Annotated in this window: 18 protein-coding genes and 1 pseudogene; 7 read left to right on the top strand and 12 right to left on the bottom strand. The window is 54.9% G+C overall.

Annotation, left to right across the window (positions count from 1 at the left end; genetic code table 11):
* Nucleotides 1-121 precede the first annotated feature (121 nt).
* The 3 genes from N7650_RS19570 to N7650_RS19560 all read right to left on the bottom strand — a co-directional run bounded on the left by N7650_RS19570 (nt 122) and on the right by N7650_RS19560 (nt 3,932).
* The gene (locus tag N7650_RS19570) at nt 122-1,147 is read right to left on the bottom strand and encodes a hypothetical protein (RefSeq protein ID WP_011953109.1); all 1,026 of its coding nucleotides are present in this window, start codon (nt 1,145-1,147) and stop codon (nt 122-124) included.
* Between the two features lie 298 nt (nt 1,148-1,445).
* Nucleotides 1,446-2,753 (bottom strand): OprO/OprP family phosphate-selective porin, encoded by a 1,308-nt coding sequence (locus tag N7650_RS19565; protein ID WP_279899636.1) that lies wholly within the window; start codon nt 2,751-2,753, stop codon nt 1,446-1,448.
* A gap of 210 nt (nt 2,754-2,963) precedes the next feature.
* On the bottom strand, nt 2,964-3,932 hold the full coding sequence (locus tag N7650_RS19560; RefSeq protein ID WP_011953108.1) for a LysR family transcriptional regulator: 969 nt from the start codon (nt 3,930-3,932) through the stop codon (nt 2,964-2,966).
* 257 nt (nt 3,933-4,189) lie between these two features.
* Between N7650_RS19560 and N7650_RS19555 the strand changes: the two genes are divergently transcribed.
* From N7650_RS19555 to N7650_RS19545, 3 genes are read left to right on the top strand one after another with little or no spacing between them, the layout of a single operon-like run.
* Complete coding sequence (locus tag N7650_RS19555; protein ID WP_010951446.1) at nt 4,190-4,609, top strand: GtrA family protein; 420 nt, start codon at nt 4,190-4,192, stop codon at nt 4,607-4,609.
* Nucleotides 4,575-5,558, top strand: coding sequence for a glycosyltransferase family 2 protein (locus N7650_RS19550; RefSeq protein WP_010951445.1), 984 nt, complete (start codon nt 4,575-4,577; stop codon nt 5,556-5,558). Before N7650_RS19555 ends, N7650_RS19550 begins: the two co-directional genes overlap by 35 nt.
* Nucleotides 5,552-7,006 (top strand): phospholipid carrier-dependent glycosyltransferase, encoded by a 1,455-nt coding sequence (locus N7650_RS19545; RefSeq protein ID WP_010951444.1) that lies wholly within the window; start codon nt 5,552-5,554, stop codon nt 7,004-7,006. The genes N7650_RS19550 and N7650_RS19545 overlap by 7 nt, the downstream gene beginning before the upstream one ends.
* Before the next feature lie 82 nt (nt 7,007-7,088).
* On the opposite strand, the gene N7650_RS19540 is transcribed toward N7650_RS19545, so the two are convergent.
* Nucleotides 7,089-7,310: a hypothetical protein gene (locus tag N7650_RS19540; RefSeq protein WP_010951443.1), complete on the bottom strand. Its 222-nt coding sequence runs from the start codon at nt 7,308-7,310 to the stop codon at nt 7,089-7,091.
* 266 nt (nt 7,311-7,576) lie between these two features.
* On the opposite strand from N7650_RS19540, the gene N7650_RS19535 reads away from it, so the two are divergent.
* Nucleotides 7,577-8,164 (top strand): hypothetical protein, encoded by a 588-nt coding sequence (locus N7650_RS19535; protein WP_010951442.1) that lies wholly within the window; start codon nt 7,577-7,579, stop codon nt 8,162-8,164.
* A 57-nt stretch (nt 8,165-8,221) separates the two neighbouring features.
* Here the strand turns inward: N7650_RS19535 and N7650_RS19530 are convergent, their stop codons facing one another.
* A complete protein-coding gene (locus N7650_RS19530; protein ID WP_011953107.1) occupies nt 8,222-9,640 on the bottom strand; it encodes a heavy metal sensor histidine kinase in 1,419 nt (472 codons plus the stop codon).
* A complete protein-coding gene (locus N7650_RS19525; protein ID WP_015268421.1) occupies nt 9,637-10,311 on the bottom strand; it encodes a heavy metal response regulator transcription factor in 675 nt (224 codons plus the stop codon). The genes N7650_RS19530 and N7650_RS19525 overlap by 4 nt, the downstream gene beginning before the upstream one ends.
* Nucleotides 10,312-11,000: 689 nt before the next feature.
* On the opposite strand from N7650_RS19525, the gene N7650_RS19520 reads away from it, so the two are divergent.
* The gene (locus N7650_RS19520; protein ID WP_011953106.1) at nt 11,001-11,327 is read left to right on the top strand and encodes a DUF2790 domain-containing protein; all 327 of its coding nucleotides are present in this window, start codon (nt 11,001-11,003) and stop codon (nt 11,325-11,327) included.
* 32 nt (nt 11,328-11,359) lie between these two features.
* Here N7650_RS19520 and N7650_RS19515 read toward each other — a convergent pair whose 3' ends face one another.
* From N7650_RS19515 to N7650_RS19505, 3 genes are all read right to left on the bottom strand, one after another.
* Nucleotides 11,360-11,710 (bottom strand): DUF3147 family protein, encoded by a 351-nt coding sequence (locus tag N7650_RS19515; protein WP_011953105.1) that lies wholly within the window; start codon nt 11,708-11,710, stop codon nt 11,360-11,362.
* A 157-nt stretch (nt 11,711-11,867) separates the two neighbouring features.
* A complete protein-coding gene (locus N7650_RS19510) occupies nt 11,868-12,773 on the bottom strand; it encodes a cation diffusion facilitator family transporter (protein ID WP_010951438.1) in 906 nt (301 codons plus the stop codon).
* 54 nt (nt 12,774-12,827) lie between these two features.
* On the bottom strand, nt 12,828-13,166 hold the full coding sequence (locus tag N7650_RS19505; protein WP_071890582.1) for a zinc ribbon domain-containing protein: 339 nt from the start codon (nt 13,164-13,166) through the stop codon (nt 12,828-12,830).
* 490 nt (nt 13,167-13,656) lie between these two features.
* On the opposite strand from N7650_RS19505, the gene N7650_RS19500 reads away from it, so the two are divergent.
* The gene (locus N7650_RS19500; RefSeq protein WP_003298414.1) at nt 13,657-15,354 is read left to right on the top strand and encodes a phosphoethanolamine--lipid A transferase; all 1,698 of its coding nucleotides are present in this window, start codon (nt 13,657-13,659) and stop codon (nt 15,352-15,354) included.
* Nucleotides 15,355-15,476: 122 nt separating this feature from the next.
* A complete protein-coding gene (locus N7650_RS19495) occupies nt 15,477-15,605 on the top strand; it encodes a hypothetical protein (protein ID WP_003253468.1) in 129 nt (42 codons plus the stop codon).
* Nucleotides 15,606-15,747: 142 nt separating this feature from the next.
* Here N7650_RS19495 and N7650_RS19490 read toward each other — a convergent pair whose 3' ends face one another.
* The 3 genes and pseudogenes from N7650_RS19490 to N7650_RS19480 form a co-directional block, all read right to left on the bottom strand.
* Nucleotides 15,748-15,954: a hypothetical protein gene (locus tag N7650_RS19490; RefSeq protein WP_011953104.1), complete on the bottom strand. Its 207-nt coding sequence runs from the start codon at nt 15,952-15,954 to the stop codon at nt 15,748-15,750.
* 14 nt (nt 15,955-15,968) lie between these two features.
* Nucleotides 15,969-16,178, bottom strand: coding sequence for a hypothetical protein (locus tag N7650_RS19485; protein ID WP_015268418.1), 210 nt, complete (start codon nt 16,176-16,178; stop codon nt 15,969-15,971).
* A gap of 220 nt (nt 16,179-16,398) precedes the next feature.
* Nucleotides 16,399-16,591, bottom strand: a pseudogene (locus N7650_RS19480) (hypothetical protein); the annotation flags it as partial.

Genomic DNA, 16,591 nt, shown 5'->3' with positions numbered 1-16,591 from the left:
TCCGCGAGCATTCAGCTCATATCGCTCGGTTAGGTGGCGGCGCCTTCAGGTTTGGGGTGAGCGAATCCCGCTCCCATAGCCAATCCCTAACGGGGGGCTCAGCCCGCCACCGTAAGGAAAATCAGCTATTGAGAGCAGATGACTCGTTTTGGTCACCCGTGCTGCTCGCCTCACCGCATTGGCACTGAGTGGGTACATCCGGGTAGTCGCTGTGATTCTCAATGAACAGCGTTCGGCAGGTTTCGCACCCATAGATCCGGGGCAGGGATTTAAGGCCGCTCGGAAGCACGTCACTCAGAGGCTCGTTATGCCAAGGAGCCCCGTCAAGGATTCTTGAACGCAGGATGTTTCCCAGGCGCCAGGTGTCACTTTGTGCGCGCCAGGACCACATCGGCGCAGAAAGCGAATACTGGATGAAGGTCTCTTGTGACTGCCTGGATAGCGGGTACTTGGGGCGGGTCCAGCCGGAATCGATGATGCTGAACCCCATGCCCATTTCTGCGCTCGGGTGGGTCTTTTCACCAAAGAAACGGTCATGCGTCGCTGGAGCCGTCGCATGATGGTCAGTCGGTGGGAATACCCACAGATAACACTCATCCCGGTTGACCATGCTGATGAGCTCGCTTGGCCCCCGCATGGGGGAATTTGCAGCCAGGGCGAAGCGATCCTTCCACGACATTTTGGGAGGCGGCGCAATACCAGCAGCGATGGCCAACGTGGCAGTCTTGGGGACGAAGCGATCGCCTAGCTCGTTCAGATCCAGGTTCTTGCAGAGAGCCTTGAAGGCCTTTTTGCGAGTCTTCGAGCTGAAGGAGGGGTCAAGGAGCAGGCGAACCTGGTTCACGCCGATTCCCGCAGTTCGTAGCACCTCAATGACTTCTTCAGCCACACCGACTGCTTGAAGATCGGTCAATCCTAAGCACGTTTTCGCCCGCTCGACCGCCGCGTAGAGGTTGTACTGCCGTGTCTCGTTGTCACGACAGACCTGAATTGGCAGCTTGTCTTGGATGGCAACTTGCGGTGCAACGGAGCCGATGGCCGCGTGGAACAGCTGGTGGAGGTGCAGATGAGAGTACGGGCGGCCAGAAGCCGAGAACGAGGCGTGCAGCTGAGCAGCGAGAGGTTGAAGCAGCTTTTTTGCAGACATGACTATCCCCTAATGAGCGACGTTGGGGTAGCTGCGCTTGTAGGGCCGTTAGACGCGAAGCTGGACGTCGAATCAGGTTCAATCATGAATAGGAGTCAGGTTTGATTTGCTTGCACGGCCACCATGCAAAGCCCGACGCGGCAATCACATCAGATTCGCCGAGCTTTGGCAAGAGCGGTCATCGGTAAGCGAAAGCAGGTAGGAGGAGGGCGCTCCATGCTTGATCACCTCCAGAAACAGGAAAGCCGGAAGCACGTTGAGCGCTTCCGGCTTTCTCACGTCAGACTGATGAGAGGGATCAGAAGACGTATTGCAGGCGGGTCACGATGGCATTGCCGCTGTCGTCGCCCACGGTGTTCTCGTTGTTGTCGGTGCGCACGTTGATGTAGTTGGCACTGACTTTCACCGCCTCGTTGACGTACCAGTTCACACCCACCGTGTGGCTCTTGGCCTTGCGCTCGTTCGATTGGTCCGCCGCGGTGACCAGGTTGCCGTCTTCGACCTTGATATCGTCAAAGCGGTAGAAGACTTCCCAGGCCCCCAGTTCCTTGTTCTCTGGTTTGATAGTGTCGAACTTGGCACCATCGAGCTTGTAGATACGCGGCTCGCCGGTCAGGGTGTAAGCCATCTGGGCGTAGTAACCGGAGGCCTTCATGTCGTTGTTGGCCTGGTCAGCTTTCAGCTTGCGGCGAAGGTATTCCGCTTGAACCGAGAACGGGCCGGTGGCCCAGGCACCTTCGAGACCCCAGACCGAGTCGTCCTTCCACAGGCCATCTTGTGCAGCAGCACCGCCAAACAGCGTGCGGTTGCCGTTGGTGCCGGCATCGCCGCCGCCATTGGTATCTACACCGCGGACGCCCAGACGCGAACGAATCCGGGTATCGACCGCACTGTTTTTGAGGTCGCGGTAAGCGTACTGAGCACCGACGTGCAGGACGTTGCCATCACTGTGCAGCGGTGCGAACACGCCACGTACGTTGTAGCGCTTGGTGCTGTCGCCATCCGAGTTGTTATTGGTTTCGCTGAAAACGCTACCGGAAACATAAGCCATGTCAGCGATGGTGCTGGTGGCTTGAACACCCATGCCGGCGTTGTCGTTGATCCAGTCCGCCAGGTCGTACGAGAGGTTCCGCTCCATGGCGGTGGTCCACTTCGAACTGGTGGCTTTCTCAAGACCGAAGTCGGTGTAGAAACGGCCAAAGCGCAGTTGCACCGGCTTGAAACCCGTGTAGGTCAGGCTGGCTTCGTCGAAGTAGCCGTCGGAGTCGTTGCCCGTGTTGCGGGAAAGGTCGTAGTTGAGCTGATACTTCCAGTCGCGGTACAGCACGCCACCGAGCTCAAGGTAGGCGCGACGGAAGTAGCCTGCGTCAGCGGTATCGCCATTCTTGGTGAAGACACCATCGAAACGGCCGTAGTCGGCCTGAACTCGGCCGCCCAGTTTGAAACTGAATTCCTTGTCAGAAGTCGATACTTCAAGACCGCCCTTGGTCTTCAGAACGATGTCAGCTCCGTCAGTGGTTACTGTTCCGGAGAATGCTTGCGAGGAAAATGTGCCTATTATTGCGGCAGCCAACAGCTTTTCCCGCATGTTCGAAGAACGGATCATTGCTTGCCTCTCGTATGTTAAGTGCTTAGCTACCGACGTTATATTTCGCCCTGCGCCGGCCTAAATTTATCTTGCAGATGGGAGCAGGCCACGGTTGTCACCCGCTGTAACAAGATGCCTTTGTTCTAAGCACTCTGACTAGGTTGCAAGCGAATATGACAGTTGTGTTTCTGTAGTGTTAACGGAGGAGTTTGAAACCTAACAAAACTGTTACCGAACAAGCCAGTCTTTCTTATCAAAGAAGCTCTTCTTGATCAATCTTCGAATTTCCAAAACCTGCGGATTGCGGACAAGCTTCGTTTTGATAACAAGATAGACATCTTTCTCCTCCAGGTCGTCCAGGAAACCCGGCACGGGTAGGATATTTCTCTCCAGTTTTCGGCTGTAGTCGGGCAGCACTCCAATACACGCACCGCCAACGACAAGGCCTCGTGATAGGTTGTAGCTCTTGACCCGAGTGGTACCGCCCTGATGCTCAGCCATTATCGATGCCCACTTTCGTGAGCCCGCCAAGATCTCTTCATCCCAAGGGACAACGAGCATGAAGTTGTGCAAATCCAAGCTCTCCACTGGAAGGGTGACGCTTCTTGAATAGCGGCTGGAAATGAACAGGGCGTGCCCAATCCGGCCAAGCCTTTCAAACCTATACGTAGGATGGCGATCAAGCGCGCCTTTATCATCTGGGCTCACCAAAGCGATACCCACATCGACTTCACACTCAGAAAGCATCTGCGTTGTGCATTCTGAATGGATTTCCAGCTGCATTTCGGCATGATCACGCACGTAGGCGACTAGATCGCGGTTTACGATGTCGTTCAGCACTGGCTCTGTGATCGCGATGGTAAGCCTGGGGACTTCCTTTTCACCGGACTTGCCAAGGCCGTCTGGGCCGAAGAGCTGGCACAGGTAATGGCTGACCCTCTCGCCTGTGCGGGTCAGGGCAAGCTTGTTGTGTTTGTAGACAAACACGGGAGCACCAATGTGCTCTTCCAGTTTCTCCAAGCGTTTCCGCAGGCCTACCACTGGCACATTGAGCCCTCGGGCAGCCTGTTTGAAACTGGCACAACGTGCTGTTGCGAAAAACTCTACGGCCAGCTGATCATCAATTGGCAAATCATCCAATATGTCAGGGCTGTAAGGAACAACGCTGCTTGTATATGTTTCATTTTGTGTAACCATTAGGTCCCCCTTAATTCGGGGAATCTATCTCAATGCCACCCGGTGTTTCCTTATCTTGTCAACATTGTAATCCACGGGTCATGCATGCGTTATCGGAAGGCTTTTATTTCGAAAGCGTAATTTTCAGGCAATCCCTCTGATATTGTAGCGTGCTAGCCTAGTGCGCCGACTTGTTACTTACCATATATAGATTCGGCTAATTACGCATTTACATTTAGTTCACTATTTTTTCACCTTTGCCTCCATAGGCTTTGGGCATGGAAAATCAAACCCCACCTCTTACTACCTTACTGATTCGTTATCTGGGGATCGGCTTCATAGCAACGGGAGTCCATTATGCGGTGTTCCTATTGCTGGTTACGACAGAATTCGTTACTCCGTTACTGGCCAGTATCTGTGGCGGCATGGTTGGCGCAATCGCGAGCTTCATTGGAAATAGGGCGCTCTGTTTTGTGGCAGATGGCTCTCGTAAGTTTCAGCCTGTCAGGTTTGCACTGGTCGCGTTAACCACAAACTTCGGCAATGGCGTGGGTATGTGGTTCCTCATCAAGTCGAATCTGTCACCGCTCATCTCCCAAGTCGTAGTGACCTTAAGCCTCACTGCACTTGGATTCATTGCACATCGTTTTTGGACATTCAATCATGCAGACATTACATCGCTTTCCCGAGCGCCCTGATCCCTTGTTAACCATCGTGGTCCCTTGCTTCCAGGAAGAGGAAACCATCCCCGAGTTCCACCAGCGAATCACCCGCGTGGTGAAGCGCTTACCCGTCTCCTGCGAAATCCTCTATGTCGACGACGGCAGTAATGACCGGACGGCCGACATTCTTCGCCACTATCAGGATGGGTCATCTGTACGTTGCCTGTCCCTGAGTCGCAACTTCGGCAAAGAGGCTGCACTGAGCGCCGGGATAGACCATGCCCGTGGCAGTGCGCTGATCTTCATTGATGTCGACCTGCAGGATCCACCAGAGCTCATCGCGGCCATGGTGGACTACTGGCAACGCGGCTACGACGTGGTGAACATGCAGCGCAACCTGAGAATCGGTGATTCGTGGTTCAAGCGCATGAGTGCCCGGGCTTACTACTGGGTCATGCAGCGCCTGGTGGAGAAGGTGGACATGCCGGCCGATGTCAGCGATTTCCGATTGATTGGGCCTGCGCCGCTGGCAGCCCTGCGGGCCCTGGATGAACGCTCCAGGATTCTCAAAGGCATGATCGGCTGGGTAGGCTTTCGTACCATCGAACTGCCCTACAATCGCACTGTTCGCCATGCCGGGAGCACCAAATGGAATGCAGCTGGCCTGTTCAATCTGGCCATCGAGAGCATCGTCAGCTTCTCTCGCAAACCACTGCGCATTTTCAGCCTCATCAGTTTCGGTCTTTTCGTCTCCAGCATCTGCTACATGCTTGCGTCGCTTGTGGCAGGCAGTTTCGACATCCATCACCTGATCGTCGGAATGGCTTCATTCATGTGCGTCGGTGTCGCCATGGTGGGGGAGTACCTGGGCGTGACACTCGCGGAAGTGAAGCGCCGGCCTCTCTATTTCCTGAAGCACAGCAACAAGGCAGATCCCGTGTCACTCCACCCTTCGATGGCTTCGATCGAGGGTAAGAAATGCTGAACCTGAAGAACGAGAGGACGCTGTGGTGGGTCCTGGGTTCGATTTTGCTATTGCGTTTGGTGGGGCTGGGCATCTACCCGCTGATGGACACATCTGAGGCCCGTTACGCTGAAATGGCTCGCAAGATGGTCGAGTTGAATGACTGGATCACGCCCATGTTCGACTACGGGGTACCGTTCTGGGGCAAGCCTCCGTTGTCCTTCTGGACCCAGGCCGCGAGCATGACGGTCTTCGGCGTTAACGAGTTCGCTGCGCGCTTCCCAGCGTGGCTACTCCACCTGGCAAGCTGTTTCATCATCATCAAACTCGGCACGCAGCAGATTTCTCGTAACGCCGGCATCTGGGCTGCCATTATTTTTTCCAGCACCACACTTGGCCTGGTCTCCAGCGGTGTTGTGCTGACTGACCCTGTTTTGTCGTTCTCGATTCTGCTGGCCAGCTACGGTTTCTGGCGTTGGATGAAGTGCGCCAGCAAGGCGGATGCCTACCTGATGTTCGCAGGTCTCGGGCTGGGCTTGCTTGCCAAAGGGCCGCTGACCCTGGTGCTTATGGGGGCGCCGGCATTCGCCTGGTTCGTTATCTACAAGGAATGGGGACGGGTACTGAGGCTTCCCTGGATTAGCGGCCTTGTACTCATGTTCGGTATATCCGTGCCATGGTATGTCGCGGCCGAGATGAAAACGCCCGGCTTCATGGAGTACTTCTTCGTTGGTGAGCACTGGAGCCGCTACGTCGTCAGTAACTGGGCAGGGGACCTCTATGGTAGTGCTCATGCCAAGCCGTACGGCAGCATCTGGATCCAGCTCGGATTGTCGCTACTGCCATGGGCCTTGTTTCTACCACTGTTGATCCGCAAGCGTGGATCGATGCAGCGCTTCAAAGCCTACCTCTGGCTGTGGGCCTTGGCGACACCGGTCTTCTTCACATTTGCAGGCAACATTCTGTGGACCTACCTGCTACCCGCGCTGCCAGCGTGGGCATTGCTGCTGTCTGCACGGGTCAGCGAAGTTGGCCCGAAGACCACCTGGGCTGCCGCTGCGAGCGCATTGGTGTTGCCAATCATCGGTGCGGGCATCATCTACGCCGGGGTACTAGAGGAGCGCCCTCAGAATCAGCGGGATGTGGTTCAAGCCTGGCTCAATGTGCAGTCTGCTCATTCCGCTCCCCTGATCTATCCTGGCCGCCGCTCATACTCGTCGGAGTTTTACAGCAGCGGGAAGTCCGAGAACATCAAGGATCCTGCCAAGTGGCCGCGGGATGGCTCGTTCTATCTGTCCAGGCGCTTGCGAGACAGCAAGGATGGTCTGCCCGCTGATCTAGCTTGCACATCGATCACCGAAGCGAACGCCAGCCAGCTCCTGCTGTGCCATTGGAAACGCCCCGCACAAGGTGCCGAGGGTCTGGCCGGAGAAAGCAATGCGGAAACGCCTCGCAAGAACGAAGGCTAAATTCCAAGCACAAAAAAGCCAGGTTTTACCCTGGCTTTTTTGTCGATTTCTTTCGTCATTTGAAGTCCTATTTAACCGCCGATTAATTGTCGGCTTGTTCCTTACCATCCTTGCTTTCTTTCTTTTGCTCTTGAGCGACTTGTTGTTTGTTCTGGTCCGAAGAGTCATCGCTCCATAGGCGAGCCTGTTCGGTTCGGAAGTTCTCGTTGAACTGTTTCGTTCGCTCGAAGCCGCCTTCAGCGTAAGCGGTACCCATGAGACCCAGCAGCAGGCTGCCAATAGCGATAGATTTGACAAATTTCATTGTGAACCTCGGTTCATACTAGGCCAACCTGATTAGCGGCCTTTGTTGGTTTGTAGTTTAGGAACGCGAAGCTAACGACAAGGTGAGTCAATAATTACAATTCCGTAATTTTGGCTGCAGATAGGATGCGTTAAATCTTCAAATCTGGAAGGATCATGTCTATCTCGGCACTGTCGAGGGCGACTTCGAATTTTCTCTTAAATTACAATTTTGATATCTAGCGCGTTAATTCAGCGCGGCGTTGTTGGCCGCCCTAGGAGATAGCCATGAATGACATAGAGCCCTGGGCAGTTGCTATCGGTGACTTTCGCCGCTGCACTGAAAAACTCACTGTCCAGCTCGATGAGCTGACCTCGCAGACGCGCACCTCCAGCGCTGTTCTGGAGAGGTCGAACGAACTGGTGGAGCAGGTGGACGCTGTCGGCCGGCAGATTCAGGAGGAGGTGCGAAAGGCGGAGAAGGCTTGGTCGAACGCGGAGGAGGTTGCCTTGCGCGCCGCTGCATCAGCGTATTCAGCTGCATGCCGCGGAGTCGACACCGCCATCCAGCCACTGATCTCGGAGCTTACAGCAGCGACAAAGGCGGCGGACGCCTCTATCCAGGAGCTCAAGCGGGCACCGGTGCTGGCCAAGCGTTATGTGATGGTGGTCGCCACGGCGTTCTTCATTCTGGCGCTGATCTGTGTCTACTCGACCATGCGCCTGATCGATGCCGCCGGCAGCGTAAGTGCTCAAGAGAAAGTGAATGCTCAGTACTTCTCACACCTGTGGAAAAACGCCAATCCTGACGAACAGAAGATTATTAAGTCGGTGATTCTGCGGTCGCCCATGGACCCTGTGGTCCTTCGGCACTGATGCATTGAGGCAAACAAAAGGCCCGTCGATTGACGGGCCTAATCGTGTCTGCGCAATTTAAGCGGCGGTCATTGCCGGCTGCATTTGCTGGGCTTCCGGAAAGTGAAGGTGGAACCAGGTGAAGTTTTCTTCGGTCACCTCCACGCTCGCCGATCCCTGGTGCAGACTCATGATCGACTGCACAATGGCCAAGCCAAGACCGGTACCGCCTTCGCTCCGTGCTCGGCTCTTGTCCACACGGTAGAACCGCTCAAACAAGTGCGCGTGGTGTTCCTTGGCAATACCACGGCCGGGGTTGCCGACACTCAACGTCGTACCGCTCGCACTATGCTGCACCTTAACGTAGACCGTGCGGCCGCGAGGGCAGTAACGGATCGCGTTCGAGACCAGATTCGAGACGGCACGTTGAACCATCAGGCGATTCCCGCGCACCACGTCATCACTGCCGGAGATCTGCAGCTGAATCTCGCCTTCTTCTGCTGAAATGCTGAAGAGCTCGCACACTCGCTGAACCTCGTCGACCAAGGAGACGGATTCGAACTCCACCATTGATGCTGGATGACTGACCTGGGCCAAGAACAGCATGTCGGAAACCATGCGGCTCATGCGGTCCAGCTCTTCTGTGCACGACTCCAGAACCTCCCGGTACTCGGAAAGCGATCGTTCTCTGGTCAAGGCAACCTGGGCCTTGCCCATCAGGTTGGAAAGCGGTGCTCGAAGTTCGTGAGCAAGGTCGTCAGAAAACTGCGAGAGCTGCTGAACCCCATCATCCAGGCGAGCCAGCATGATGTTGATGCCGTCGGCGAGCATTTTGAGTTCTGCCGGCATCCCATCAGTTGGAAGGCGATGGTCGAGGCTCTCGGTTGAGATTTTCGAGGCGATCTTGAGGAACTTGGTCAGTGGTAGCAGGCCTCTGCGCACAGTCCACCAGCCAATGGCCAAGATCAGTGCGAGGATGACGGGGGACATCATCAAGGCCCAGGTCAGCAACGCATCGAGCAGCGCCTCACTGGATGACTGGTCCATGGTCATATAGACGCTGACCTCTGTTCCATCGCCCAAACGCATGATTCGAGAAGCACTCAGCAGAGGACGGTCCTGCGTATCACGCCATTCGTGCTCTTTGGGCTGGGCCGCCGGCTGAAACTTGTGCACCTCCAGATTGACCTGTTTCGAGCCAATCGAGAGCAGGGGAGTCTGATTCTGTGAGGTATCGAATATGCTCACATACAGGTTGTTGTGGCCCATGACCAAATCGACAAGCTGATGCGCATCCGCGTTGACGCCGGAGATGTCCGGGATGGTGGACAGGTTGTGAGCCATCCCCGCCATCTTTACTTCCAGGTCTGCTCTGGCATTTCTTTCCAGAGCCTTGCCTACCATCAGATAGCCAAAGGTGGCGAACAGAAGCAGCAACGCTGCGCTCATCAACCCAACTTTTAACCCCAGCTTTGCAGCCAGGCTGAATGGCCTCATGCGCGTTCCTCAAAAACGTACCCAACGCCACGAAGCGTGTGAATGAGCTTGGTTTCAAACGGCTCATCGATCTTCGAGCGCAAGCGCCGGATGGCTACATCGATGACATTGGTGTCGCAATCGAAATTCATATCCCAGACCAACGAGATGATCTGAGAGCGAGTCAGCGCTTCGCCCGTTCGGCTCATGAGCAGGTGCAGAAGCGCAAATTCCTTGGTGGTGAGATCGATGCGTGTGCCACCGCGGAAGACGCGATGGCGGACGGAGTCGAGTTCCAGATCGGCAATTTTCAGCGAGCTCTTCTCGACTAACTCATCACCACGGCGTTGCAGCGAACGGATGCGAGCAAGCAGCTCAGGGAATTCGAATGGCTTCACAAGGTAGTCATCCGCGCCGCCGTCCAAGCCCTTGAGCTTGTCATTGATGCGTCCGCGGGCGGTCAGCATGATGATGCGGACCCGGCTGGTCTTACGGATGGTTTCCAGCAGGTCCCAGCCGTCGATACCCGGGAGGTTCACGTCCAGGAGGACCAACGAATAGACATTAGTGTTGAACAAGTGCAGAGCATCTACACCGTTGTGCACGATATCTACGACATACCCGCTTTCGGATAGGCCCTGCTGAAGATATTCGGCAGTTTTAATTTCGTCTTCCACAACTAGAACGCGCATAACTTATCTCAAGGTGTGAGGAAGGAGTTGGCCTAATCCGCCAAGATTATGGTTGCAGGCTGTTCGAAAGTTTGGCTGAGGGTATGGCATGTGGTAGTCGCTACCTCTGTCCATACGCCGGGTCACCTGAGGACGCTTGAATCTTAACGCGAAGAAGCTGGCCGCGGCGAAATCCTACAAATTTGTAATGTAGCCGCAAGATTTCTGACAGTCATGCAGGCTCCACCCCTAAGCATAGCGGATTCTGGGGCCTGCGGCGGTGTATGACAGATTCGCCTGGCAGGTGGAATCGGCCAGGACAGGCAGCATTTCGGTCGTTAGCTTGCAAGGACTGGTACTGGCCTTGGATCGAGGGCGCCACGCAGGCAGACCCCATGCACGGCCGCAAACCGCAGCGCCTTTCTGCAAATTAGTTCACGTGGCGGCTCGATATTCTCTCGAATAATTATCTTACAATCTATTACATGTCCAAATTGTAATTGCCCGATCATCTTGGTGTTAGCCTCCTTTGCTAGTTTAAGGGCAGCGGAAGAGGCATCGCTGCTTTGGAAATTGTCTCATTTCAAAGCAGCTTGGCAAGAGCACCGAGCAGTTGTTCGCGCCAGTGCATTCACCTGTAAACCATACGCTCCTTTGGTAGGTGAATTTTAGCGCCCCCCTACGGGCGCTTTTTTATTAAGGGACTTCTTATGAACACTACTGTATCAGCGATCGCCGTGTTTTTGCTCTTTACATCACTAACAGCCAATGCCCAAAGCGGTATGGAGATCAATAAACGCATCGAGCGTACTGCTAGAGAGGCTACAGCGGATTATGCTCAACGCGTAAAAAAGCCCATGCCTCAACTAGAAGACTACGCCTATGGCATGGACCTGGACGTTGGTAAGTTGGTGTATGTATCACCCAGTGTGCGGTACTGCGGTAATGTAAGAAGCATGATGACCTACGAAGACTCGAAAGGCGAACTGCACATGGTTCGCTACCTGGTGAAGGGCGAGTGTGTTAATAGCCGTTAAGACTCATCAAGATGATCCCTGCGGCCACCGGATCATAGAAGCTCAATGCCGAACCGGCGCAGCAGTATGGCGAAGCCTCCGAAGCTGGCCATTGTGATGAGGATGCTGCTGATCAGTGTCGGCCAAAAGCCGAGCTTAGGTAGCAGCAATGGAAAAGCAATAAACATCGGTAGGGTCGGAAGCACGTACCAGAACGTGTACCAAGCATGGTTGGAGATCTTCTCCATGCTCTGGTTCTCTAAATAGAGCCAGACCAACGTCACGACCGTGACCAAGGGTAGGGCGGCGACCAAGCCGCCCAGCTTGTCGCTGCGTTTCGCCAGCTCTGACACGAGAATCACTATACCGGCAGTGAGTAGGTACTTCGTGATGATCCAGGCCATCGCTGAGCCTTCTGGAGGTTGTTGACGAGGGCAGGCGAAGCCATTCACCAACCCCCTTGAAGCGCTCCTGCCGTTTACGGCATCCCTCACCGCATTTTTTTTGCAACATCACCCTCAGCCAGGAGGGTGATGTGTTTGCATGGTGTTTACCGATCGGTCAGTGCGAGGGTGAGGGAACGCTCTCGTGGAAAGCTGCCCGCTCGATCTGGATGGTGCAGTGATGGATTTCGAATGCATCGCTGACAGCATCCACGACGGCCGCCAACACAGCATCCCCATCTGCAGAATCCCGAACCACTACGTGCGACGTCATCACGTTACTGCCACTGCTGACAGCCCACACGTGCAAGTCATGAACGTCCGTCACGCCATCTACTCCGAGGATGGTGGCCTCGATTGCCGTAACGTCGAGCCCCCTCGGGACACCCTCCATGAGGATCCCCAGGCTTTCGCGAAGCAACTGCCACGTCCGCGGCAGAACCCAAAGGCCGATCGCCACAGCGACAATCGTGTCGACCCAGGTCCAGCCGGTGAAGCGGATGATAAGTGCCGCGATGATTACGCCAAGCGAGCCGAGCATGTCGCTCCAAACTTCGAGGTAGGCTCCTTTGACGTTGAGGCTTTCGTTGCTCGCAGATGCCAGAAGGCGCATCGAAATTAGGTTGATGATCAGGCCGGCGATTGCGATCCACATCATCGCTCCGGTAGCGATCTCCGCCGGCATGAAGAAGCGCTGGTAGGCCTCATACAAGATGTACATCGCCACCAGGAAGAGCAGCACGGCGTTGAACGTCGAAGCCAGAATTTCCAGGCGCGCATAGCCGAAGGTTCTTTTCTGATCCGCCGGCCGCTTGGCTATCTGAAGTGCAATCAGTGAGATCGCCAAGGCGGCAGTATCTGTGAACATGTGAGATGCGTCCGACAGCAGCGCCAGGCTGCCGGTAATCCACGCACCGATCACTTCTGCAATCATGAAGCTGCCAGTCAAGCCGAGCGCCATGATTAGCTTCTTCTGATGCCCCTCGCGTACTGCAGCGCTGCCATGGTCATGATTTGAACCCACGTATTTCTCCTTGCGCAGGGTTGTGGTCTCGTTGGCCTTCCTGTCTACCTAGCCTTAGAGCGTCGCTTGGCCACAGTGACTGCAAAATCTTGCTCCTGCACTCAGCAGCGAGCCGCAGGCGGTGCAACCACTCGATAGCGGTGTTCCGCAGTTTAGACAAAAGCGTGCTGACGGATCGTTGGCCGTCCGGCACTGCCTGCAGCCCTGCAGATCTTTGATGGGGGCAGGAGTGGGAGGGCGCCCGCCGTCATACACCTGATTACCGCCGTCGCAGCCCTGCTGCCGGCCATGGCGATCATATTGCTCGGCCCCATGTCCCCCGCTGTGGTGCTTGCCTCCACCGTGGTTTCCACGGCCATGGTGCCCGCCCAGGATGTTTTTGAAAAAGCTCATGGTATTCGCCCCTCATTGATGGGTGACATATTAACGAGCAAAAGTTGAAAATAATATTCTGCTCGCGAGAAAGACTTGTAAGTTGAATTGAAAGTTCAAAATTAGCCTACGACAAAACGAAACCGTTTTGTTTGTGAAATTAAATTTATCTAGCTGAGCGGAGCATTGCTTTTGGTGGGTAGTATCCCCCTAATTTTGATCATAGCGTGATCAATGACAATCAAAACAGCAGTAATTGGATTTCTGTCAGCATTGTAATCCCGAGGTCATCGTGTCGTTATCAGGTCCCGGAAATAATGCGCTCAGCGAGATTCATTTCTCTTTTTATCCCTATGCCTCACACATACTAAGCGTCCCCAACGCCTAGGGGCCTAAGGCCTCTGACGCTCCGCACATTGCGCAATCGCTCAGCATCTGTCGACGGTTTGCCTTGTAGCTCCCGCTAACTCCATAGCTACCGCCATGGATAAGCAGCTTCCAGAGTTTGATAATGACACCTTCCAAATCCATTGTTCACACCCTGTTAAGCAAATGGATCTTTGCTATTCGCAATGCGCGGCAGAAAGGCATCAGTACTAATTTGCTAATCGGCCTGGTGACTTTTTGGTTACTGCTATTCGCGAACGCTGAGCTCTGGAACGTGCTCTGGAAGCTGGTATTCAAAACCGATGAAGTGAACTGGCAGCTAGCGGCTAGCCTCCCAGTCATAGTATTCGCATGGGTGTTTACCGTTCTGAGCTTGCTGTCATGGGGGCGGCTGGCCAAACCCATACTGTGCCTGGTACTGATCAGCGCGTCTTTTGCGAGTTACTTCATGAATGCCTACGGCATCGTGATCGATTACACAATGTTCACCAACGTTGTGGAGACCGACGTCGCTGAGGCAACCGAGCTGCTGAATTGGAAGCTCGGTCTTTGGGTCGCAATGGTTGGGGTGTTGCCCGTCTACCTGATTGCCCGGGTTCCCCTCCGGCGCAAGCCTTGGGCCAAAGCTTTGGTCAGCAGGTTCATTGCTCTGTCGCTCGCTCTGTTGACCTTATCTGGCATCGCGTTGAGTCAGTACCAGTCGTATGCCTCCTTGCTGCGCAACAATCGGGAGATCCGGCTGATTCTGGTACCTACCAACTTGTTTGCGGCTGGCCATGGGTACCTGAAGCGTCAGCTGGCCTCACCTAAAACGCTGACGGCCATTGGTACTGATGCGGTAGTTAATCGACAGGGTGCGGCTCGTAAACCCAGGCTGCTGGTACTGGCAGTAGGAGAGACCGCTCGCTCCGCCAACTTCTCCCTCAACGGCTACTCCCGTGAAACGAATCCGGAACTAGAAAAGCGAAATGTCATTAGCTTCACGAACGTGAGCTCCTGCGGTACCGCTACCGCGGTCTCGCTGCCATGCATGTTCCTGGACGTGGGTAAGGCCCAGTACAAAGATGGCTTGGCCAAGAGCCGAGAAGGGCTGCTCGACGTGCTTCAACGCGCTGGCATCAGTGTCATGTGGACTGACAACAACTCGGGGTGCAAAGGGGTCTGCGACAGGGTTCCCAACCACAAGGCTGCCTCTCACGCGGATTCCCAACTGTGCACCAGCGAGGAGTGTAAGGACGGGGTGCTGCTCACGGAGATGCAAGACTTCATCAAGCGCCAGGAAGGCGATGCTGTCCTGGTGCTCCACTACAAAGGCAGTCACGGCCCGGCCTACTACAAGCGCTACCCCTCGCAATTCAAGAAATTCGCACCGGTGTGCGAGACCAACGAGCTCGACAAATGTAAGCAGGAGGAGGTGGTCAATGCCTACGACAACTCAATCCTCTACACCGATTATGTGACTGCAAATCTCATCGATATCCTGGCGGCCAACACCAAGTTCGACACTGCGCTGATGTACGTTTCGGACCACGGCGAATCGCTGGGGGAGGGTGGGCTCTATCTACACGGGCTGCCTTACGCGATGGCTCCTGACGAGCAAACAAAGGTGCCGTTGGTACTTTGGATGTCTGACTCGCTCGCGAAGAGCGAAAAGGTCAACGTGGGTTGTTTGAAAGCTCAAACCACGTCACCGCTGAGCCACGACAACCTGTTCCACACCGTGCTCGGCATGATGAACGTCCAGACGTCTTCGTATCGCTCAGCGCTGGATTTCACTGCCCCTTGTAAGCCCTTTGTCGGAGGCTCTTATTCTGGCCTCTGAATGTTCGATGTGGACCGGATCATCGGCCAGGCGGTTCTGCACCAGCCTGCTTTGACAGCTGAGAGAAGCTGGACTAATTACATAGCTGCATTCAACAACCCAAGCGGAAAAGGAAGTTTTGCATGAGCATCAAGCCAGGCCCAAAGCGCACCAATGAAGATGGCACTCCGGACAAAAGGCAGCGAGTCACCCCTGAAAAGCAGAAGGACCATCCGGACCTGAAACCCCACAAGCACAAAAAGGGGGAGTAAGAAAAAAGCAGCTCTCGGGAGCTGCTTTTTTTTGGGGCTGTGTGCAAACCCTCCCGACCGTCTCGCTGATCAATCGGACCGCGTCGTGAGTCTTCCGCTTGGCTTGATGGATTCTGAAGCTACCTCCGGATCGGTTATCCCTTCAGTGCGGACGACGAGACTGATATCCCAGAGCGTTGAGCTGATACTCGCTGACAGCCCGAAATTGTGATTCTGCGATTTGACGCAGGCGCTCAACCTCTTCGGCAGATGAGCCAGAAGCCTGCGCCTCGTGGTATTGCTTCATCGCATCCACTGCGTCGGTATACATGGGGTGGTCGGGGAGAAGAGCTGGTATCTTTTTCGTCATGTAGCGGCAGGTCCTCACTGGATAGTCGACGGTGGTTTACCTGCTTTGAGGAGCTGAAAATCAATGACCGCCTGATAGAGCGAATCTGCCAATAGGTGAAGACGCTGTACCTCAAGGTCTGGCAATCCAGCAGCCTCCGCTTCGTGGGCCTGTCGGATAGCTTCAAGCGCTTGCCTCATCAGTGGCTCACCAGCCTCGACCATTCCAATGAATGTGCGCTTCACAACATTTTGCTCCATTCAGCTGAAGATGAATTATAGGACACCGCGGCGTGGCAAGGCCCCGAGCAGCACAGGTGTTCGACGTCCGGCTGAACGAACCAATGAGGAGCGCGCTGGCCTGGGGAGTGGCCAGGGCGCGTGTCATAGCTACGTTGTAAACCACTTTTTTCACTGTAAACCACTGTGGTTTACAGTGAAAAAAAGTGGTTTACAGCAGGCCTCCTCAGGCCTGAGTCAGCTCCAGCAGATCGCCCAGTTCCTCCCGGGCCATCTTCACTCTATCCATTCTGCGATAAGGATGATCAACCGGCATCCGGATAAGAGATTCGAACCAAGCCGAATCGAATTTGATGACTTCCTTGTGAATGTGCTCAAGCTCACCTCCGCGAGGCTGTGACACTACAAACTCCATGCTT

Origin of the sequence: Pseudomonas sp. GD04058, assembly GCF_029836855.1 — a bacterium.
In the GTDB taxonomy this organism is placed as follows: Bacteria; Pseudomonadota; Gammaproteobacteria; order Pseudomonadales; family Pseudomonadaceae; genus Aquipseudomonas; species Aquipseudomonas bharatica.
This window is presented reverse-complemented; position numbering and strand designations above follow the sequence as displayed.